Consider the following 19,084-nt stretch of genomic DNA (forward strand, 5'->3'; position numbering starts at 1 on the left):
AAGGGGTAGGGCCACCGGCCGGTGCTTACGGGGTGCGGGTCAGCGCACCTCGGTGATCTCGGGGCCACGCTGGAGGCCCGCCATGCCACCGGAGAACTTCGAGCCCTCCTGCTCCTCCTGCTGAACGCCCTCGGGAACCATCTGGGCGTCGTTGGGGAGCTTGAGGACGATCGGGTCGCGCGGGGCCATCGGGCCGTCGCCGCGGACCACCACGGTGTCCCGGAAGACCGTCTCCAGGAGACCGGCGGCCTCCGGCTGCACCGCGCCCTGGCCGGAGATCACTCCGCGCAGGAACCAGCGCGGGCCGTCGACACCGACGAAGCGCACCATCTGCACGCCGTTCGCCCCGTCCGGGAGCTGTACGGGGACCTGCGCACGCAGCTCCCAGCCCAGCGGGCCCTCGACCTCGTCGATGATGCCGCCCTGCTGGGTGATGCCGGAGGCGATCTCCTCGCGGACCTCGCCCCAGATGCCCTCCTTCTTGGGGGCGGCGAAGGCCTGCAGCTGGATCGCGCTGTCGCGCAGCACGACCGTGGCGGCGACGATCGCGTCACCGGCGACCTCTACGCGCAGCTCCATGCCCTCGACACCGGGCACGAAGATGCCGCCCAGGTCGACCCGGCCCTCGCCGGGCTGGGAGACCTCGGCGATGTCCCAGGGTCCGTCGGGCCGCGGCGCCGGCGGAAGGTTCGTCCGGCGCGATCCGCCCTGGGCGTCATCGAGCCCGTCGACGACCTGCTCGGCCTCGCGCGCTTCGTCCGCCGTGTCATCGGCGGAACCACTGTTCTTGCGACGTCCGAACACGTCACTTTCCTTCCCGGTCGGATTCGACCGAAGCGTAGCTGTTCCCGCCCTGGGGAACCCCGCCCCGGACGCCATCAACATCAACGGCGGCATGACCGCCGGTGGACCCGAAGCCCCCTTCGGCCCGCGCCGAACCGGGAAGCTCCGACACTTCGTGGAAGCGCACCTTCTCGACCTGCTGCACGACCAGTTGGGCAATCCGGTCGAACCGCTCGAACCGCACGGACTCGCGCGGGTCGAGATTGATGACGATCACCTTGATCTCTCCACGGTACCCGGCATCCACCGTCCCCGGGGCATTCACGAGGGCGACTCCGCAGCGGGCGGCGAGGCCCGAGCGGGGGTGCACGAACGCGGCGTACCCGTCCGGCAGGGCGATCGACACGCCGGTCGGCAGCACGGCCCGCTCGCCGGGCGCCAGCTCGGCGGCCTCGGTGGTGACCAGGTCGGCTCCGGCGTCGCCCGGATGCCCGTACGCCGGAATCGGCACCTCGGGGTCGATCCGGCGGATGAGGACGTCGACGGGGTGGCGCATCAGGGGTTCACCTCGAAGGCCCGGGCCCGCCTGACCTGGTCGGGGTCGGACATCGCCGCCCGGATCTCGGCCGGGCGGCCGTTGTCGATGAAGTGGTCGACCTTGACCTCGATGAACAGGGCCTCGGCACGGACCGCCACGGGCCCGTCCGGGCCGCCGATCCGACCGGTCGCGCGGGAGTAGATCTTCCGCCCGTGCACGGCGGTGATCTCGGCGTCCAGGAACAGCACGGTGTCCACCGGCACGGGGCGGACGAAGTCCGTCTCCAGCCGTCCGGTCACCGCGATCACGCGCAGCAGCCAGTTCAGCGAGCCGAGCGTCTCGTCCAGCGCGGTGGCCAGCACCCCGCCGTGGGCGAGGCCCGGGGCGCCCTGGTGGGCGGCCTGCACGGTGAACTCGGCGGTGACGCCGACGCCCTCGCCGGCCCGCGCCTGGAGGTGCAGCCCGTGGGACTGGCCGCCGCCGCAGCCGAAACAGTGTTCGTAGTGCGCGCCGAGCAGCTCGCCGGGTGCCGGGGCGTCGGGGTGCCGGACCGGTTTCACCGCGTCGGCGGGGGGCTTCAGGGCCGCAGATGTTCCACTCACAGGCGCAGACCTTACCCGCGCGGGTACCCGCAGGTCGCGCCGTGCCAAGCTTGGGTCCATGCAGCCTTCCACCCCGCCGTTCGACGAACGTCTCACCGCACCCCGTTCGTGGTGGCTGATCGCCGCCCTGGTCGGCGTCGCCTGTGCGCTGATGCTCCTGCCGCTGGGCACCCTGCCGCTGCTCGCCGGGCTGGCGGGCGGCACCGTGCTGTCGGCGGTGGCGGTCAGTTCGTACGGCTCCGCTCGGATCCGGGTGGTGGCCGGCGCTCTCGTCGCGGGCGACGCGCGGATCCCCGTGTCCGCGCTCGGTGAGGCCGAGGTGCTGGACGCCGAGGAGGCGCGCGCCTGGCGCTCGTACAAGGCGGACACCCGGGCCTTCATGCTGCTGCGCAGCTACATCCCGACGGCGGTGCGCGTGGAGGTCACGGACCCCGGGGACCCGACGCCGTACGTCTATCTGTCGACGCGTGAGCCGCAGGCGCTGGCGGCGGCCCTGAAGGCGGCGAATCCGGCCTAGGGGCTGTCCCGCAATTCCTGGTGGATCAGCGCGCGGCGTCAGATGCGGTGCATCGCAAGGCGGAGAGGCGCCCGCATACTGGATGTATTCGGGCGTTTCGACAACGCGGCGAGGTGCCGTAGCTGTCGTCGCGCGCCCGCCAGGAATTGCGGGACAGCCCTTAGGGTCGTTCGTTCGGGTCCTGGGGGTCTTTCGGATCCCCGGCGCCATGTGATTCCTCGGCGCCGTGCGGGTGCTCGGTCAGGACCGGGTACGGGCTCTCGGGGCGCTCCAGCGGCGGCAGCTCCGGCAGGTGGCCCCAGGGGACCTGCCGCTTGCGCAGGTCCTTCCTGACCCGCTCGGCGAGCTTCCTGGTGTCGCGCCGGTTCATCATCGCGCCGACGGCGGCGCCGATCATGAACGGGATGAGGTTGGGCAGATCGCGGATGGTGCGCTTCATGATCTGCTGGCGCAGCTCGCGCTTCATCTGGCCGCCGAGCGCGGCGTTGACCGTCGTGGGGTGGGTGACGTCGATCCCGCGCTCCTCCGTCCAGGACGTGAGGTAGGCGGTGGAGCGCTGGCCGATGTTGCCCGGTGGGCGCAGACCGTAGACCTCGTGCAGCTCCGCGACGAGCTTCATCTCGATCGCGGCCACACCGGTGATCTCCGCGGCCAGCTCGGCGAGCATGGCGGGCGGGACCGGCATCATGGCCGCCGCGCCGATTCCGGCGCCGACGGTCGCGGTGGCCCTGCTCGCGCCGGCGACGAGCCGGTCGGCGATCTCGTCGGGCCCGAGGCCCGGGAACTGCTTGCGCAGGGTGGCGAGGTCGCGCACAGGGACGCGGGGAGCGATATCGATGATCAGGTCGGCGATATGACCGATCGCCGCCTTGGCGCTCTCCCCGCCCTTGCGTACGCCCCGTTTCACTGATTTCAGACGGCCTGCCCCGGTCACGGGCTCCGTCCTGTCGACCTGTCCGGCCCTGTCGGCCGCGTCGACCTCCGCTGCCGCCTCAATGGCCGCGACAGCTGCTTCGACTGCTTCGAGCGAGGCCTGGAGGCCTCGCTCGTCGTCGTGTTCGCCCGGCGTGGGTGGCAGGGCGGACCGCTCGGCAGGCGCTGCTACGCCCTCTGCCGGGCCTGTACCGCCCTGTTGCGCCTCCGGCGCTTCCTTGCGCCGGGAACGCCGCTTCCGGAACGGTGAGTCCCCTGCCACGGCCGACCGGACCTCAGTCGCAGTCGCGGCAGATCGGCTGGCCGTTCTTCTCGCGGGCCAGCTGGCTGCGGTGGTGCACGAGGAAGCAGCTCATGCACGTGAACTCGTCGGCCTGCTTGGGCAGGACCCTTACGGCGAGTTCTTCGTTGGACAGGTCTGCGCCGGGCAGCTCCAGTCCTTCGTTCGCGTCGAACTCGTCGACGTCGACGGCGGACGCCGACTTGTCGCTCCGGCGAGCCTTGAGCTCTTCAAGGCTGTCCTGATCGACGTCGTCGTCGGTCTTGCGTGGGGTGTCGTAATCCGTTGCCATTTGTCGCTCTCCCCCTCTGGGTGTCTGCGGTGTCTCAGCGCTCGTAACGCGTGAGAGGCCGGACTTGTGCCCGACCCGAGGCGGAGATTTTGCCTCACATCAAGGTCTGTTACTCAATCGACACCCAAAAGGACCGCTCGAGAGTGATCGGCTTGGGTGGCGATGGGGACCGTACACGGTCCCGGAGGCACTGTTCGCCAGCGCCACCCCGTGTACTTCCCGTGATATCGGGCCCTGAAAACCCGACTTTTGCCGGTTTTCCGGTGGGATCCCTGATCACGGAGCGTGGACGGGCGAAAAATCGCTCCTGTGATCGATCACACACGGCCCCTCCGGGATCGAGTCCCGAAAATTCCGCTCAAAGCGAACAAAAATAATCCGTTCGCTACTCGCCCTGTCCAGCTTCTCAGACAGGCAGTGAGACGCGCATCACAAGACCACCGCCCTCGCGGGGCTCGGCGATGATACGGCCTCCGTGAGCGCGCGCGACGGAGCGTGCGATCGACAGGCCGAGCCCGACCCCCTTGTCGCTCCCCGTGCGCTCCGTACGGAGCCGCCTGAAGGGCTCGAAGAGGTTGTCGATCTCGTAGGCCGGGACCACCGGTCCGGTGTTCCTGACGACCATAAGAGCCTGCCCCGGCATCAGCTCGGTGCTGACCTCGACCCAGCCCTCCTCCGGCACGTTGTAGCGCACCGCGTTCTGGACGAGATTGAGCGCGATCCGCTCCAGCAGGACGCCGTTGCCCTGGACGACGGCCGGGGCCAGTTCGGCCCGCATCTCCACGCCCTTGGTCTCGGCCTCGCCCCGGGCCTGATCCAGCGCCCGGGAGGCCACCTCCGCCAGGTCGACGGGCTTTCGCTCGACGATCTGGTTGTCGCTGCGGGCCAGCAGCAGCAGGCCCTCCACGAGCTGCTCACTGCGTTCGTTGGTGGCCAGCAGCGTCTTGCCCAGCTGATGGAGCTCCGGGGGCGCCTCGGGGTCGGAGAGGTGGACCTCCAGCAGCGTGCGGTTGATCGCCAGCGGGGTGCGCAGCTCGTGCGAGGCGTTCCCGACGAACCGCTGCTGCGCGGTGAAGGCCCGCTCCAGCCGGTCCAGCATGTCGTCGAAGGTGTCGGCCAGCTCCTTGAACTCGTCGTCGGGACCGTCCAGCTCGATGCGGCGGGACAGATCGGTTCCGGCCACCCTGCGGGCGATGCGGGTGATCCGGCCCAGCGGCGAGAGCACCCGGCCCGCCATGGCGTAGCCGAAGGCGAAGGCGATGACGCTGAGGCCCACGAGGGCCAGCAGCGACCGGTTGAGGAGCGTGTCGAGCGCCTGCTGGCGCTGGTGGTTGACGCAGGAGTTCATCGCCGCGTTGACGGCGCTGGGCGAGCTGCCCTCCCCCAGCAGGTTGCAGACCTCGCTGGACACATGACCGTCGACGATCTTGAACGGCAGTTCGCTGCCCACATGCAGGGCCTGGGCGGCCAGCATGTAGATGATCGACAGCAGCAGAATGCCGGCGATCAGGAACATGCCGCCGTACAGCAGCGTGAGCCGTATCCGGATGGTCGGGCGCAGCCAGGGGTACGGGGGCTCCTGCTGCTTGGGCTCCCAGGTGGGTTTGGGGGGCGCCGACGCGGGCGGCGGGACGGTGGGCACCGGCCTCAGATCCGGTAGCCGGAGCCGGGCACCGTGACGATCACCGGGGGCTCGCCGAGCTTGCGCCGAAGGGTCATCACGGTCACCCGCACCACGTTGGTGAAGGGGTCGGTGTTCTCGTCCCAGGCCTTCTCCAGGAGCTGCTCGGCCGAGACGACCGCGCCCTCGCTGCGCATCAGGACCTCCAGCACCGCGAACTCCTTCGGAGCGAGCTGCACCTCCTGGTCGCCGCGGAAGACCTCACGGCGGTTCGGGTCGAGCTTGATTCCCGCGCGCTCCAGCACGGGCGGCAGCGCGACCGTCGTACGCCGGCCGAGCGCCCGGACCCGCGCGGTCAGCTCGCTGAAGGCGAAGGGCTTGGGCAGATAGTCGTCCGCGCCGAGCTCCAGGCCCTCCACCCGGTCGCTGACGTCCCCGGACGCGGTGAGCATGAGCACCCGGGTCGGCATGCCGAGCTCGACGATCCGGCGGCAGACGTCGTCGCCGTGCACCAGCGGGAGGTCCCGGTCCAGGACCACGACGTCGTAGTCGTTGACCTCGATGCGCTCCAGGGCCGCGGCGCCGTCGTACACGACATCGACGGCCATGGCCTCACGGCGCAATCCGGTGGCCACCGCATCGGCGAGCAGCTGCTCGTCCTCCACGACGAGTACGCGCACGGCGCTTCCTTCCCTAGAACTTCACGGTGGACTTCACGGACCGGCGGGGCGTCCGGACGGACCCGTGGTCCATGATCCGGACCGCGTCCCGGCACGGTCTGTGCGGCTCCATCCTGCCCGTAACGCGTATAAACCGGCGGTAAGGCGGCGCGGCCCGACCTGCGGCTTCGGGGAATCCGGAGGATTTCCGGGCCAGTTGAGGTTTCTCTGAGGTCCGGGCAGGGGAGGACGAATTCACACCCGCGATCACGTCTTGTATGTGGCGTGCCACAGGCACCTCCATCCCCCGGAGTGTGCGTGATCACCCGCCCTACCGCCTCGGCGGAGGGAAACCCGGGCACACCCCCGTGCCACCGACCCACGATGAGGGGGCGCTTCATGGACGCTTTCACCGCAGGTCTGCTGCAACGCATCCAGACCACCGAGTCCGACCTCACGAAGGCACGTGAGACGGGCGACGACTTCCTCGCGGACGTCGAGCAGGGCGAGCTGGACGACCTGCGCCGCCTCGCTGCCGAGCATGGTGTTCACATCGGCGCCACAAGCGTCTGAGCCGTTACGAGAGGGCCCCGCGGTGCCGTATGCGCATCCGCGGGCCTTGTCGGTTCCGCTCACGTCCACGGCCCGCTCAGGGCCCCTCGCAGGCCGTGGGCGGCCGGTTGTCAGTCGTGCCAGGCGCCCAGTTCCTCGAGCAGGGCCTGGAGGGGCTCGAAGACCCCGGGCGCCGCGGCCACCGTCAGTCCGCCGTCGGCGGGCAGTCCGGGGCGGCCGCCCGTCAGCGCGCCCGCTTCCCGGGCGATCAGGTCACCGGCGGCGAGGTCCCACGGTTGGAGGCCGCGCTCGTAGTAGCCGTCGAGGCGGCCGGCGGCGACGTCGCAGAGATCGATCGCCGCCGAGCCGCCGCGCCGGATGTCGCGCAGCCGCGGGATCAGCACGCGTGCCACGTTCGCCTGGTGCACGCGGACGTCGGCGACGTAGTTGAAGCCGGTCGACACGAGCGCCTGGTCGAGCGGCGGGGCCGGCCGGCAGCGCAGCCGCGCGCCTTCGCCGTAGGTCCCGCCCTTTGCGTACGCACCGCCGCCGAGGACCGCGTGGTAGGTCTCCTGGCGCATCGGGACCTCCACCACGCCCACGATCCGCTCGCCGTCGCGTTCCGCCGCGACGGAGACGGCCCAGGTGGGCAGTCCGTAGAGATAGTTCACCGTGCCGTCGAGCGGGTCGATCACCCAGCGGACACCGCTGCTGCCCTCGGTGCTGGCACCCTCCTCGCCCAGGAAGCCGTCGTGCGGGCGGTGCTCGGACAGAAAACCGGTGATGAGCTGCTCGGCGGCGATGTCCATCTCGGTGACGACATCCACCGGACTGGACTTGGTCGCGGCCACTCCCAGGTCGGCGGGGCGGCCGTCGCGCAGCAGCGCACCGGCGCGGTGGGCCACGTCCAGGGCGAGGTCGAGCAGTTCGGGCAGCAGGGGGTCGGTCACGGCTCTCCCAGGGTGAGGGTTACGGGTGGAATCGGCGGGTTCTACGCGTACGGGCTGTCGGCCCCCGCGGCGGCCGGCTTGAGCGCCCGGGCCGGGCAGCAGCCCACCGGGCACAGGTCGTGGCTCGCCCCGAGGCTCCCGAGGGCGCACCGCTCGCGGACAAGGCCCTGTTCGGTGGCGGCGCGCTCCAGCACCAGGTCGCGCACGGCAGCCGCGAACCGCGGATCGGCGCCCACCGTCGCGGAACGGCGCACGGTGAGCCCGAGCTCGGCCGCCTTCGCGGTGGCCTCCGTGTCGAGGTCGTACAGGACCTCCATGTGGTCCGAGACGAAGCCGATGGGCGCCATCACCACGGCGGGGACACCGGCACCGTGCAGCGTCTCCAGGTGCTCGCAGATGTCGGGTTCCAGCCACGGGATGTGCGGGGCGCCGCTGCGCGACTGGTAGACGAGCCGCCAGGGGTGCGCGACGCCGGTCCGCTCGGCCACGGCCGCCACGATCAGCCGGGCCACGTCCAGATGCTCCGCGACGTACGCACCGCCGTCGCCATGGGCCTCCAGCGGGCCGGAGGTGTCCGCGGCGGAGGTCGGGATGGAGTGCGTCGTGAACGCGAGGTGCGCGCCCTTGCGTTCCTCGGGCGTCAGCCCGGCCAGCGAGGCGAGGACGCCCTCCACCATGGGCTCGACGAAGCCGGGGTGGTTGAAGTAGTGCCGCAGCTTGTCGACACGCGGCACGGGCAGCCCCTCGGCCTCCAGCACGGCCAGTGACTCGGCGAGGTTCTCGCGGTACTGCCGGCAGCCGGAGTACGAGGCGTAGGCGCTGGTCGCCAGGACGGCGACGCGGCGGTGCCCGGCCCGGACCATCTCGCGCAGGGCGTCGGTCAGGTAGGGCGCCCAGTTGCGGTTGCCCCAGTACACGGGCAGATCCAGCCCGTGCTCCGCGAAGTCCTTGCGCAGGGCGTCGAGCAGCGCCCGGTTCTGGGCGTTGATCGGGCTGACGCCGCCGAAGAGGAAGTAGTGCTTGCCGACCTCCTTCAGCCGCTCCTCGGGGATGCCCCGGCCGCGGGTCACGTTCGCCAGGAACGGAACCACGTCGTCCGGGCCTTCGGGTCCACCGAAGGAGAGCAGCAGCAGGGCGTCGTAGGGAGCGGGATCGCGCAGATCGGACATGCCGTCGATCCTGCCACCCGCCCACGGCCCGGCTCCCACCGACACCTGCCACCCGGCCACGCCCGTCCGGGCCCGGGCGATCGTAAGCTGTATCGGCCACATTCACCCCTGACAACGCGTGTGATCACGCACGCCGTAGCGGAGCCCTCCTTGCCCAGTCCCTACCGCGCGATCTTCGCCGCCCCCGGCTCCAAGGGGTTCTCCTCGGCCGGCTTCTTCGGCCGGATGCCGCTGTCCATGATGGGGATCGGCGTGGTGACCATGGTGTCCCAGCTGACCGGCCGGTACGGGCTGGCGGGCGCGCTCTCCGCGACGCTGGCGATGTCGGCCGCCGTGGTCGGACCGCAGGTGTCCAGGCTGGTGGACCGGCACGGACAGCGCCGGGTACTGCGCCCGGTGACGCTCGTCGCGCTGGCGGCCGTGGCCGGGCTGCTGGTCTGCGCGCAGCAGCGGCTGCCCGACTGGACCCTGTTCGTCTTCGCGGCGGGGGCGGGCTGCGTGCCCAGCGTCGGATCGATGGTCCGGGCCCGCTGGGCGGAGATCTACCGCGGCTCGGCGCAGCAGCTGCACACCGCGTACGCGTGGGAGTCGATCGTCGACGAGGTCTGCTTCATCTTCGGTCCGATCATCTCCATCGGACTCTCCACCGCCTGGTTCCCGGAGGCCGGCCCGCTGCTGGCCGCCGGGTTCCTGCTGGTCGGGGTCTTCTGGCTGACGGCCCAGCGGGCCACGGAACCGGTGCCGCACCCGCACGCCCGGCACGCCACCGGTTCGGCGCTGGGCTCGCGCGGGCTGCAGGTGCTCGTGGTGACCTTCGTGGCGACCGGGGCCATCTTCGGGGCGGTCGACGTGGTGACCGTCGCCTTCGCCGAGGAGCAGGGCCACAAGGCCGCGGCGAGCCTGGTGCTGGCGGTGTACGCGCTGGGGTCCTGTGTGGCCGGCGCGGTGTTCGGCCTGCTGCATCTCAAGGGCCGGCCGTCCACCCGGTGGCTGGTGGGGGTGTGTGCGATGGCCGTGAGTATGATCCCCCTCCAACTGGCCGGGAGCCTGCCGTTCCTGGCCGTGGCGCTCTTTGTCGCGGGCCTCGCCATCGCACCGACGATGGTCACGACCATGGCCCTCGTCGAACAGCACGTACCGCGCACCAGACTGACCGAGGGCATGACCTGGACCAGCACCGGGCTCGCCGTAGGCGTGGCGCTCGGCTCCTCGGCCGCCGGCTGGGTGGTCGACGCGTCCGGGGCGAAGGCGGGGTACGCGGTGCCCGCCGTGGCGGGAGCGCTCGCGGCCGCGGTGGCGTTCCTGGGGTACCGCCGGCTCACCGGGCCGGTTCCTAGGGAAGGGCGCGGGGAAGATGACCGACACCTACGCACGGACGACGACGAGCACGTGGCGTAACTGGGCGGGGAACGTCACCGCCCGTCCGGTGCGCGCCGTGTCCCCCGCCTCGGTCGGCGAACTCGCCGAGGCGCTGCGCAGGGCGTCCGAGGACGGGCTGAAGGTGAAGCCCGTCGGGACCGGCCACTCGTTCACGGCGACCGCGGCCACCGACGGGCTGCTGATCCGCCCCGATCTGCTCACCGGCATCCGTGAGATCGACCGTGCGGCGATGACGGTCACCGTCGAGGCCGGCACCCCGCTGAAGCGGCTCAACGCCGCGCTCGCTCGCGAAGGACTCTCGCTCACCAACATGGGCGACATCATGGAGCAGACGGTCGCCGGAGCCACCTCGACGGGCACCCACGGCACGGGCCGCGACTCGGCCTCCATATCCGCGCAGATACGCGCCCTGGAACTGGTCACCGCGGACGGCACGGTCATGACCTGTTCGGAGACGGAGAATCCCGAGGTCTTCGCCGTGGCCCGGATCGGCCTGGGCGCGCTGGGCGTCATCACGGCGATCACGTTCGCCGTGGAACCGGTCTTCCTGCTGACGGCCCGTGAGGAGCCGATGGCCTTCGACAAGGTCACCGCGGACTTCGATCAGCTGGTGGCGGAGAACGAACACTTCGAGTTCTACTGGTTCCCGCACACGGGAAACTGCAACACCAAGCGCAACAACCGCAGCGCGGGCCCCGCGGCCCCGCCCGGAAAGGTCAGCGGCTGGATCGAGGACGAGCTCCTCTCCAACGGCGTCTTCCAGGTGGCCTGCTCGCTCGGCCGGGCGGTCCCCGCCACGATCCCCTCCATCGCCAAGCTCTCCAGCCGGGCCCTGTCGGCGCGTACGTACACCGACATCCCGTACAAGGTCTTCACCAGCCCGCGCCGGGTGCGGTTCGTGGAGATGGAGTACGCCCTGCCGCGCGCGTCCGCCGTCCAGGCGCTGCGCGAGGTCAAGGCGATGGTGGACCGTTCCCCCCTGCGGATCAGCTTCCCGGTGGAGGTGCGCACCGCCCCGGCGGACGACATCGCGCTCTCCACGGCCTCGGGCCGGGAGAGCGCGTACATCGCCGTCCATCTGTACCGGGGCACGCCCTACCAGGCGTACTTCACGGCGGTCGAGCGGATCATGACCGCGCACGGCGGCCGCCCGCACTGGGGCAAGGTCAACACCCGTGACGCCGAGTACCTGGCCGGGGTGTACCCGCGCTTCGGCGAGTTCACCGCCGTACGGGACCGGCTGGACCCGGACCGGCTCTTCGCCAACGACTACCTGCGCCGGATTCTGGGCGACTGACCTCGTACCGGCGGGCCGTGGCCGCTCACTCCCCGGTGTCCGTACCGGCGGGTGCGGGGTCCTCCTGGGCCGGGGCGCTGCCCGTACCCGTCGGGTCGGGTGCGGAGCCGGTGCCGGTGGCCGTCGGGCTGGGCACGGGCGTCGGAGCCGTGCCGTCCCCGGCGGATTCCGAAGGGGTGGGTGTGGGCGTCGGATCGGCCGTGGAGGCGCTGCCCGGGTCCTGATCCGGGTTCGCGCTCCGTCCGTCCTCCGGGTCGGGGGCGGGAGCCGTCCCGTCGTCCTCGCCGGGCGCTGTGGCGTCCTGCTGCGGGCCGGTGCTCGGGGACGGTGCCGGGCCGGAGGAGCCCGAGCCGTGCTCGCCGCGCACGACGGAACCGACGGTGGTGCCCCGGCCGCCGCTCAGGTCGTTGCCGGAGACCAGCTCGAACGTGGTGATCCCCATCATCGACACGACGAACACCACGGCGGCCCCGACGGCCGAGCGCTTCCAGCCGCGGACGCGGGTGCCGTGGGTGGTCGCCTGCGTGAACGCGTCGTCCGGCGCCGCCGCGAGCCGCCGGGTTCCGTCGAGCGCCCCCATCAGCTGGGTACGGTCGGGCTCGGCGCTCACCTTGCGCAGCACGGTCGTGGCGTCAAGGTTCTTCGGGGCGCCGCCTGCCGGTTCCACCGGGCGCAGCACGGTCGTGGCGTCGAGGCCCGCCGTGCGCAGCACCGTCATCGCGTCGACGTCCACCGTCGCCTCGCGGCCCGGGTGCTTGACCTGGACGGTCACCTCGCGGATCTGCTCACCGGTGCGGCGGAAGAAGTGCTGGAAGACCGAGCCGCCGCACGTCGCCACGATGCTCATCACCCCGGCGCCGGCAATCGTCCCGTACACGCCCAGTTGGGAGGCCGCCACCGCCGCGGCGACCGCCGCCATCGCACTGCCCGCCACCTGGGGCAGGCTCAGATCTATCCGCTTTTCTCCGGTTTGTATGTCACTTTCTGGCTTCTGCACCATTTCCAGCCCTTGATCGACATCTCTCCCGCCATGCAACAAGTAGGGACATTCGAGCGAAGCGGATAGTTCCGTTTGCGGTGATTCTGTGAAGCAGGACACGCATTGCGGGCATCCCGTCTCCAACTGGGTATCTCAACTCCCGTGCCGCACGAGAACTTCGGCGGCGCGGCGTTCCACCCCCGTGGCCCGAATGGAGTACTGTGGCGAGCCCTGGGGCCGGACTCCCGCACGGAAGTCCGGAACCTTCGGGAGGGGGCCGAAGGAGGCACTCGATCCGGCGGCGCCGCGGCATCGCACGGGGGCCAGCTACGAAGAGTGACGATCGGTTACTTTACGTTGCGCAAGAGGTCACCGTGTCATACCGGCGATCAAGGGCTCACGCCCGACACGCCGGGCAACACGGCAATGTTGTGGCAGGCTGCACCCGGGCAGGTCACACTCGACTAGCGGAAGCAGCGACGCACGTGACGTCGGCAGGCACCACCCGGGAGGTCCCCATGCCCGAACTGCGTGTCGTGGCCGTCTCCAATGACGGCACACGACTGGTGCTCAAGGCTGCCGACAGCACGGAGTACACACTTCCGATCGACGAGCGGCTGCGAGCCGCCGTGCGCAACGACCGCGCGCGGCTCGGCCAGATCGAGATCGAGGTGGAGAGCCACCTCCGTCCCCGCGACATCCAGGCCCGGATACGAGCCGGCGCCTCCGCGGAGGAGGTCGCTCAGTTCGCCGGGATTCCGGTCGACCGTGTCCGCCGTTTCGAGGGCCCCGTGCTCGCGGAGCGCGCCTTCATGGCCGAGCGGGCCCGGAAGACCCCGGTACGCCGTCCCGGAGAGAACACCGGCCCCCAGCTCGGCGAGGCGGTGCAGGAGCGCCTCCTGATGCGCGGCGCCGACAAGGAAACCGTCCAGTGGGACTCGTGGCGCCGCGACGACGGCACCTGGGAGGTCCTCCTGGTGTACCGGGTCGCCGGCGAGCCGCACTCGGCGAGCTGGACCTACGACCCGCCGCGCCGGCTGGTCCAGGCCGTCGACGACGAGGCCCGCTCGCTGATCGGCGAGACCGACGACGTCGCCGCACCCGAGCCCAGTTTCCCGTTCGTCCCCCGGATCGCCCGGCTGCCGCGCGACCGGCCGCTGGACCGCGCCCTCGACCGGCAGATGGAGCGTCCCTCGCCGCCTCCGCCGCCGGAGCCGGAGGAGCGCATCGGCGGGGTCACCGCGAGCGAGCGCGATTCGCTCACCAGCCTGCTGGAGGCGGTACCGAGCTTCCGCGGCGACATGGTCGTACCGGAGCGGCCCGCACCGCCCGAGCCCCCGGCGCTCGAACCCGCCGTCCACGAGCCGGAGGCGGAGGAGCCGCCGGCCCCCGCGGCCTCGGCCGGCGCGGGTTCCGCGTACGCGGACGTCCTGATGCCGCGCGCGGTCGCGGGTCACCGCGACCGGCTCACCGGGACGACGGACCGGCAGGCCGAGGCGGACGGGGTCCGGCCCGGCCGACGGGCCGCGGTGCCGAGCTGGGACGAGATCGTCTTCGGCACGCGCCGTAAGAAGCAGGACTGAGAGAGTCCGGGAGACAGCAGCGTGACGAGGGCCCGTACGCAGCCGCGTACGGGCCCTCGGGTGCTTCGGCGGGGCGGCCGGAGCCGAGCGGCGGCTCCTCCGTTACTGCGGATCGGGGCCGGTGGCGACCGGCCGGGACTCGTCGCGCGTCCAGTGAGACCAGGAACCCGCGTAGAGGGCGGCGTCCGCGAATCCGGCGATCTCCAGTGCCAGCACCTGGTGGGCGCCGGAGACCCCCGAGCCGCAGTAGACGCCGATCTCCCCGGTGTCCTCGGTGGCGCCCAGCGCGGAGAACCGGGAGGCCAGCAGCTCGGCGGGGAGGAACCGTCCGTCCGCGCCGGCGTTCTCCACCGTGGGGGACGACACCGCTCCCGGGATGTGGCCGCCCACCCGGTCGATCGGCTCCACGTCACCCCGGTAGCGCTCCGCGGCCCGCGCGTCGAGCAGCAGGCCCGAGCGGGCCAGGGCGGCCGCGCCGTCCGCGTCCAGCACGGGCAGCGCACCGGGCACCGGTACGAAGTCCCCCTCCGCCGGATCCGGGATCTCCTTGGACAGCTCGCCGGTCCAGGCCGCGAGACCGCCGTCCAGCACCCGGACATCCCGGTGACCCGTCCAGCGCAGCAGCCACCACGCCCGGGCCGCCGCCCAGCCCTGGCCGCCGTCGTAGACGACCACCGCGCTGTCCCGGCCGATCCCGGCACGGCGCATCACGGCACCGAATTCCACCGGGTCGGGCAGCGGGTGGCGTCCGCCCTCACCGGCCGGACCGGCGAGCTCCGCCTCCAGATCGACGAAGACGGCGCCGGGGATGTGGCCGGCCTCGTAATCGGGCCGCCCGTGGGGACCGCCGAGCTGCCAACGTACGTCCAGGAGGACGGGGGGCCGCGGCCCCGCCGACTCGCTCGCGTATTCGAATGCGGAGATGATGGGCTTCATGCCTGCCATCTTCGCGCAGAGGCCGGCGCACGCGTCACAATGCCGAAACGGATGTTCCGCCCCAAACCGGACCACCTCTGTCGAGATCACGGAAATTGCGGCGCGGCCGGGACGCATCATGCGCCCGGTGGTGCAAGCATCTGCACGGGGCGTACACATCCCGTACCGCACAACGGCGCGCCGGCCCCGTTTCCCCGTTACGGCCACCACGATGGTCCGAGGAGAGTGTGACGATGACCGAGGCTGCCGCCCGGCGTACACCCGGAACACCTTGCTGGGTGAGTCTGCTCGTGCACGGCCTGCACACGACCCAGGAGTTCTACGCCGGTCTGTTCGGCTGGGAGTTCGGCCCCGGTCCCGAGCAGCTCGGCCCGTACGTCCGGGCCCTGATCGACGGGCAGGAGGTCGCGGGCATCGGACAGTTGCCGCCCGACCGGCACCTTCCGGTCGCCTGGACGACCTATCTGGCCACCGACGACGCCGATGTGACGGCGGAGACGATCCGCGCCTGCGGCGGCACCGTCGGCGTCGGACCGCTCGACGCCGGGGAGGCGGGCCGGATGGCCATCGCGTCCGACCCGGGCGGGGCCGTGTTCGGGATCTGGCAGGCCGCCGCGCACGTGGGCACCGCGCTGGCCGGCGCACCGGGCACTCCGGTCTGGAACGAGCTGGTGACGCGGGAGACGGCGACGGTCGCCAAGTTCTACCAGGCGGTCTTCGGCTACGGGACCGAGGCGGTCGTCTCGGCCGACTTCGACTATCAAACGCTCCAGCTGGACGGCCGCCCGGTGGCCTCGCTGCACGGTGTCGGCCACGCCCTGCCCCGCGACCGGGGCCCGCACTGGATGACGCACTTCGAGGTCGCCGACACGGACGAGGCCGCACGGCGGGTGGTGGAGCTCGGCGGACACGTCCTGCAGCCCCCCAGGGAGGAAGCCGGCGGCAGGATGGCAACCGTCGCGGACCCGGAGGGCGCGGCTTTCACGATCGTGCGGTCGGCGGGGCACTGAGGCGTTCGCCCGCCGGGCCGGAGCGGGCGGCCCCTGCACCACCCGGGCCCCGTCGCCCGAAGGGGCCCCGCTCCTCCTTCAGCTGCCGGTACGAGCCCGGCGGCCGAACGCGAAGTAGAGCCCCAGCAGCACGGCGCCCACCACGGCGACGACGGCCGTGACCTTGCCGTCGGCCAGCGCGCCGACCACGATGACGATCAGGGCGTAGAGGACGGGGAAGATCACGTTCGGGTTGGTGACTGCGGTCTGCGGTCGCTCGCTCATGGCGGTGTCCTCTGCTCACTTGTCGGTACGCCGTGCGCGTGGCAAGTGCGGCGGGCGGCGTGTGATGTGTGGCGTGGGGGGTGATTGTGAACGCGCGGGGGGCCTGAAACTCGCGTGATCATGACATCGCGGTCCGCAGCGCAGGTGCCACTTTGCGATCTCATTGCACGGCCGTGCGTGCACACGCGGCGGCGACGGGCGCCCTGACCCCGTTCAGCGCCTCCCCGGCCGCTTCCTCAGTCGGAGCCCACCGGCAGGACGTCCGGCGAGAGCACGCCGGCATGGACGGACGCGCTCGTCATACGGCGACGGTGGTGACGCCGGCACAGCACCTCGTAGCCGACCTCCGCGGCGGGGCTGCTCACGTCGCCGACGACCACCTGCTCACCTTCCACGACCATCTCGCCGTCAACCGTCCGGGCGTTGTGGGTGGCGCGGGCGCCGCACCAGCACAGGGCCTCCACCTGAAGCGCCTCTATGCGGTCGGCGAGCTCGATCAGCCGCTGGGAACCGGGGAAGAGCCTCGTACGGAAGTCCGTGGTGATGCCGAACGCGAAGACGTCCAGCCCCAGGTCGTCGACGACACGGGCCAGCTGGTCGATCTGTTCCGGAGCGAGGAACTGCGCCTCGTCGACGATCACATAGTCCACCCGGCCGCCCTGGGAGAGCTGACCGACAAGGTGCGCGTACAGGTCCATGCCCTCGGAAGCCTCGACCGCCTCCGTGACCAGGCCCAGCCGGGAGGACAGCTTGCCCTCTCCCGCCCGGTCGTCGCGGGTGAAGATCACGCCCTGGAGCCCGCGCGCCGAACGGTTGTGTCCGATCTGGAGGGCCAGCGTGCTCTTTCCGCAGTCCATCGTTCCGGAGAAGAACACAAGCTCGGGCATGGGGGTTGAGCACCTTTCAGGACGGGCGGGGGGGGGTGGGCACGCGAGCGAGCGTGACTAGGTACGCACTTCGAGGAGGGGGACGAGCTGCTCGACGGGGGTCATCGAGCCGTGCATGCCGACCATCGCGGACTCGTGCGGCTCGTTGACCGACGCGGTGATCACCACGTCGTCGTGGGCCGCCGCGACCACGTCGCCGATCCTGCCGCGCACCCGCTCGTCGATCCGCGGGCCGAACCAGCCCGCCTCGATGGCCTCGTCACGGCTCGCCACCCAGAACTGCTCGCCGAGCACCTCGCGCCAGACGGTCAGCACATCGGCCTCGGCGCCCGGTACGGCATAGACATGGCGGGCGCGGCCCTCGCCGCCGAGCAGTGCGACGCCCGCGCGCAGCTCCCAGTCCTCGTCGAAGTCGATCCTGGACTGCTCGTCGAACGGGATGTCGATCATGCCGTGGTCGGCGGTGATGTACAGCGCGGAGCGCGGCGGGAGCTGCTCGGCGAGGCGCCGGGCCAGCCCGTCGACGTACATCAGCTGACCGCGCCAGGCGTCGGAGTCGACACCGAAGCGGTGCCCCTTGCCGTCGACCTCGCTGTAGTACGTGTAGACGAGGGACCGGTCACCGGCGGCCAGCCGTTCGGCGGCGACGTCCATCCGTTCCTCACCGGCGAGCCGGCCGAGGAACGAGCCGCCGCTGAGCGCGACCTTGGTCAGCGGGGTCTGCTCGAAGGTGGGGGCGGACACCTGGGCGGTACGCACGCCGGCGGCGTCGGCCAGCTGGAAGACGGTCGGGTACGGCTGCCAGACCTTGGGCGGGGTCCACGGCTTCCAGCGCAGCTGGTTCATCAGCTCGCCGGTCTCCGGATTGCGGGTCGTGTAGCCCGACAGGCCGTGCTCGCCCGGCGGAAGCCCGGTGCCGACGGACGCCAGCGAGGTCGCGGTGGTCGCCGGGAATCCCGCGGTGAGCGGGCGGCCGGTGCCGCCGCGCGAAGTGGGCAGCAGGGAGTGGAGGAACGGCGCCTCGTCCGGATGCGCCTTGATCTGCTCCCAGCCGAGGCCGTCGATCAGGAAGACGCAGTTGCGGTCGGCGGGGGTGAGCTCGGGCATCGCCGCTGTGAAACCGGGAACGCCCTGCCCCGCGACGAGCGTCGGCAGCAGATCGGCCAGCGAGCCGCTGCCGTACTCGGGTACGGGGGCGGTGTCGACGGGCAGCAGTACGGGATCTTCCCAGGCCGGCTGGGCCATCAGCGGCCGGCTGCCGCGGTCGCGGCCGTGGCCTCGGAGAGGGCCTGGGCGAACGCGAGCGTCTGGCGCACGGTGTCGGGGCCGTCGCCGGCCTCGCTGACCCGCAGGCTCAGGTCGTCGGCGGTGGAGCTGCCGGTGTAGCCGTGGTCGGCCTCGCAGTTGGGGTCGCCGCAGGCGGCGGGCTCCAGGTCGATCCGGGAGACCGCGCCCCAGCCGATGGTCAGGACGACCTCGCGGGGCAGCGTGCCGGGGACGTACTTCTCCGGGTTGGCCACGACGCGGCTGACCACGACCGAGGAGATCCGGTCGAGCTTCACGGATTCCGTGGAGGTGGTCGCGTACGGCGTCGGGGAGCTGGTGTCCGCGTTCTGCTCGTCGGTGTGGCTGACGATGAAGCGGGTGTCCGTGAGCACCAGCACCGTGACGTGCCTGCGCACCTCGTTGGAGTCGAAGGTCGTCTCCTGGTGCACCAGGTACGAAGCGACCGGCTCACCGCCCACGGCGGCCTCCACCGCCTCGGCCACGAGGGCCGGGTAGTAGCCGCTGCGCTCGATCGCCGCGCGCAGCCCCTTGGTCGTCGTACCGGTCTTTGCCATACGCACCATCC

21 protein-coding genes are annotated in these 19,084 nt (G+C 71.5%); 6 read left to right on the forward strand and 15 right to left on the reverse strand.

Translation table 11 applies throughout. From position 1 onward, the window contains the following. Positions 1-39: 39 nt before the first annotated feature. From ABTX18_RS30200 to ABTX18_RS30210, 3 genes are read right to left on the reverse strand one after another with little or no spacing between them, the layout of a single operon-like run. Positions 40-804, reverse strand: a complete 765-nt coding sequence (locus ABTX18_RS30200; protein WP_352125961.1) for a DUF3710 domain-containing protein — start codon at positions 802-804, stop codon at positions 40-42. A gap of 1 nt (position 805) precedes the next feature. Further along, positions 806-1,339, reverse strand: coding sequence for a dUTP diphosphatase (gene dut / locus ABTX18_RS30205; RefSeq protein WP_352125962.1), 534 nt, complete (start codon positions 1,337-1,339; stop codon positions 806-808). After that, positions 1,339-1,923, reverse strand: a complete 585-nt coding sequence (locus tag ABTX18_RS30210; RefSeq protein WP_352125963.1) for a PaaI family thioesterase — start codon at positions 1,921-1,923, stop codon at positions 1,339-1,341. Before ABTX18_RS30210 ends, dut begins: the two co-directional genes overlap by 1 nt. A gap of 58 nt (positions 1,924-1,981) precedes the next feature. Between ABTX18_RS30210 and ABTX18_RS30215 the strand changes: the two genes are divergently transcribed. Then, positions 1,982-2,440 (forward strand): DUF3093 domain-containing protein, encoded by a 459-nt coding sequence (locus ABTX18_RS30215; RefSeq protein ID WP_352125964.1) that lies wholly within the window; start codon positions 1,982-1,984, stop codon positions 2,438-2,440. Between the two features lie 160 nt (positions 2,441-2,600). On the opposite strand, the gene ABTX18_RS30220 is transcribed toward ABTX18_RS30215, so the two are convergent. The 4 genes from ABTX18_RS30220 to ABTX18_RS30235 all read right to left on the reverse strand — a co-directional run bounded on the left by ABTX18_RS30220 (position 2,601) and on the right by ABTX18_RS30235 (position 6,246). After that, a complete protein-coding gene (locus ABTX18_RS30220; RefSeq protein ID WP_352125965.1) occupies positions 2,601-3,635 on the reverse strand; it encodes a hypothetical protein in 1,035 nt (344 codons plus the stop codon). Positions 3,636-3,648: 13 nt separating this feature from the next. Next, on the reverse strand, positions 3,649-3,945 hold the full coding sequence (locus tag ABTX18_RS30225) for a DUF4193 domain-containing protein (protein ID WP_352125966.1): 297 nt from the start codon (positions 3,943-3,945) through the stop codon (positions 3,649-3,651). Positions 3,946-4,351: 406 nt separating this feature from the next. After that, the gene (locus ABTX18_RS30230) at positions 4,352-5,587 is read right to left on the reverse strand and encodes a sensor histidine kinase (protein WP_352125967.1); all 1,236 of its coding nucleotides are present in this window, start codon (positions 5,585-5,587) and stop codon (positions 4,352-4,354) included. Positions 5,588-5,592: 5 nt separating this feature from the next. Then, complete coding sequence (locus tag ABTX18_RS30235) at positions 5,593-6,246, reverse strand: response regulator transcription factor (protein WP_018551468.1); 654 nt, start codon at positions 6,244-6,246, stop codon at positions 5,593-5,595. Between the two features lie 378 nt (positions 6,247-6,624). Here ABTX18_RS30235 and ABTX18_RS30240 point away from each other — a divergent pair, with 378 nt between their 5' ends. Then, complete coding sequence (locus ABTX18_RS30240) at positions 6,625-6,798, forward strand: hypothetical protein (RefSeq protein ID WP_352125968.1); 174 nt, start codon at positions 6,625-6,627, stop codon at positions 6,796-6,798. Between the two features lie 110 nt (positions 6,799-6,908). Here ABTX18_RS30240 and ABTX18_RS30245 read toward each other — a convergent pair whose 3' ends face one another. Both ABTX18_RS30245 and ABTX18_RS30250 read right to left on the reverse strand, forming a co-directional pair. Continuing rightward, on the reverse strand, positions 6,909-7,727 hold the full coding sequence (locus ABTX18_RS30245) for an inositol monophosphatase family protein (RefSeq protein WP_352125969.1): 819 nt from the start codon (positions 7,725-7,727) through the stop codon (positions 6,909-6,911). 41 nt (positions 7,728-7,768) lie between these two features. After that, a complete protein-coding gene (locus ABTX18_RS30250; protein WP_352125970.1) occupies positions 7,769-8,896 on the reverse strand; it encodes a ferrochelatase in 1,128 nt (375 codons plus the stop codon). Positions 8,897-9,046: 150 nt separating this feature from the next. On the opposite strand from ABTX18_RS30250, the gene ABTX18_RS30255 reads away from it, so the two are divergent. After that, positions 9,047-10,294 (forward strand): MFS transporter, encoded by a 1,248-nt coding sequence (locus ABTX18_RS30255; protein WP_352125971.1) that lies wholly within the window; start codon positions 9,047-9,049, stop codon positions 10,292-10,294. Beyond that, positions 10,251-11,573: a D-arabinono-1,4-lactone oxidase gene (locus ABTX18_RS30260; protein WP_352125972.1), complete on the forward strand. Its 1,323-nt coding sequence runs from the start codon at positions 10,251-10,253 to the stop codon at positions 11,571-11,573. The genes ABTX18_RS30255 and ABTX18_RS30260 overlap by 44 nt, the downstream gene beginning before the upstream one ends. Positions 11,574-11,598: 25 nt before the next feature. Here the strand turns inward: ABTX18_RS30260 and ABTX18_RS30265 are convergent, their stop codons facing one another. Next, positions 11,599-12,573 (reverse strand): hypothetical protein, encoded by a 975-nt coding sequence (locus ABTX18_RS30265; RefSeq protein ID WP_352125973.1) that lies wholly within the window; start codon positions 12,571-12,573, stop codon positions 11,599-11,601. 497 nt (positions 12,574-13,070) lie between these two features. On the opposite strand from ABTX18_RS30265, the gene sepH reads away from it, so the two are divergent. Beyond that, complete coding sequence (sepH, locus tag ABTX18_RS30270; protein ID WP_352125974.1) at positions 13,071-14,135, forward strand: septation protein SepH; 1,065 nt, start codon at positions 13,071-13,073, stop codon at positions 14,133-14,135. A gap of 102 nt (positions 14,136-14,237) precedes the next feature. Here sepH and ABTX18_RS30275 read toward each other — a convergent pair whose 3' ends face one another. Next, positions 14,238-15,071 carry a sulfurtransferase gene (locus ABTX18_RS30275; protein WP_352125975.1) on the reverse strand — a complete coding sequence of 278 codons (834 nt, stop codon included), beginning with the start codon at positions 15,069-15,071 and terminating at the stop codon, positions 14,238-14,240. Positions 15,072-15,304: 233 nt separating this feature from the next. Here ABTX18_RS30275 and ABTX18_RS30280 point away from each other — a divergent pair, with 233 nt between their 5' ends. Continuing rightward, entirely contained in the window at positions 15,305-16,081 is a 777-nt protein-coding gene (locus ABTX18_RS30280; RefSeq protein ID WP_352125976.1) for a VOC family protein, read from the forward strand. A 78-nt stretch (positions 16,082-16,159) separates the two neighbouring features. On the opposite strand, the gene ABTX18_RS30285 is transcribed toward ABTX18_RS30280, so the two are convergent. The 4 genes from ABTX18_RS30285 to ABTX18_RS30300 all read right to left on the reverse strand — a co-directional run bounded on the left by ABTX18_RS30285 (position 16,160) and on the right by ABTX18_RS30300 (position 19,073). Then, a complete protein-coding gene (locus ABTX18_RS30285; protein ID WP_352125977.1) occupies positions 16,160-16,345 on the reverse strand; it encodes a hypothetical protein in 186 nt (61 codons plus the stop codon). A 236-nt stretch (positions 16,346-16,581) separates the two neighbouring features. Continuing rightward, positions 16,582-17,232 (reverse strand): thymidine kinase, encoded by a 651-nt coding sequence (locus ABTX18_RS30290; protein WP_352125978.1) that lies wholly within the window; start codon positions 17,230-17,232, stop codon positions 16,582-16,584. A 57-nt stretch (positions 17,233-17,289) separates the two neighbouring features. Beyond that, the gene (locus tag ABTX18_RS30295; RefSeq protein WP_352125979.1) at positions 17,290-18,477 is read right to left on the reverse strand and encodes an alkaline phosphatase family protein; all 1,188 of its coding nucleotides are present in this window, start codon (positions 18,475-18,477) and stop codon (positions 17,290-17,292) included. After that, positions 18,477-19,073, reverse strand: coding sequence for a DUF5998 family protein (locus ABTX18_RS30300; protein WP_352125980.1), 597 nt, complete (start codon positions 19,071-19,073; stop codon positions 18,477-18,479). The genes ABTX18_RS30295 and ABTX18_RS30300 overlap by 1 nt, the downstream gene beginning before the upstream one ends. Positions 19,074-19,084: the final 11 nt, after the last annotated feature.

This window comes from Streptomyces sp. NPDC096323 (assembly GCF_040302845.1).
In the GTDB taxonomy this organism is placed as follows: domain Bacteria; phylum Actinomycetota; class Actinomycetes; order Streptomycetales; family Streptomycetaceae; genus Streptomyces.

Coding starts and splice junctions, on each gene's coding strand:
- dut (WP_352125962.1), bottom strand. CDS start 1,339: ATGCGCCACCCCGTCGACGTCCTCATCCGCCGGATCGACCCCGAGGTG.
- ABTX18_RS30215 (WP_352125964.1), top strand. CDS start 1,982: ATGCAGCCTTCCACCCCGCCGTTCGACGAACGTCTCACCGCACCCCGT.
- ABTX18_RS30225 (WP_352125966.1), bottom strand. CDS start 3,945: ATGGCAACGGATTACGACACCCCACGCAAGACCGACGACGACGTCGAT.
- ABTX18_RS30240 (WP_352125968.1), top strand. CDS start 6,625: ATGGACGCTTTCACCGCAGGTCTGCTGCAACGCATCCAGACCACCGAG.
- ABTX18_RS30250 (WP_352125970.1), bottom strand. CDS start 8,896: ATGTCCGATCTGCGCGATCCCGCTCCCTACGACGCCCTGCTGCTGCTC.
- ABTX18_RS30260 (WP_352125972.1), top strand. CDS start 10,251: ATGACCGACACCTACGCACGGACGACGACGAGCACGTGGCGTAACTGG.
- ABTX18_RS30265 (WP_352125973.1), bottom strand. CDS start 12,573: ATGGTGCAGAAGCCAGAAAGTGACATACAAACCGGAGAAAAGCGGATA.
- sepH (WP_352125974.1), top strand. CDS start 13,071: ATGCCCGAACTGCGTGTCGTGGCCGTCTCCAATGACGGCACACGACTG.
- ABTX18_RS30275 (WP_352125975.1), bottom strand. CDS start 15,071: ATGAAGCCCATCATCTCCGCATTCGAATACGCGAGCGAGTCGGCGGGG.
- ABTX18_RS30280 (WP_352125976.1), top strand. CDS start 15,305: ATGACCGAGGCTGCCGCCCGGCGTACACCCGGAACACCTTGCTGGGTG.
- ABTX18_RS30285 (WP_352125977.1), bottom strand. CDS start 16,345: ATGAGCGAGCGACCGCAGACCGCAGTCACCAACCCGAACGTGATCTTC.
- ABTX18_RS30290 (WP_352125978.1), bottom strand. CDS start 17,232: ATGCCCGAGCTTGTGTTCTTCTCCGGAACGATGGACTGCGGAAAGAGC.
- ABTX18_RS30295 (WP_352125979.1), bottom strand. CDS start 18,477: ATGGCCCAGCCGGCCTGGGAAGATCCCGTACTGCTGCCCGTCGACACC.
- ABTX18_RS30300 (WP_352125980.1), bottom strand. CDS start 19,073: ATGGCAAAGACCGGTACGACGACCAAGGGGCTGCGCGCGGCGATCGAG.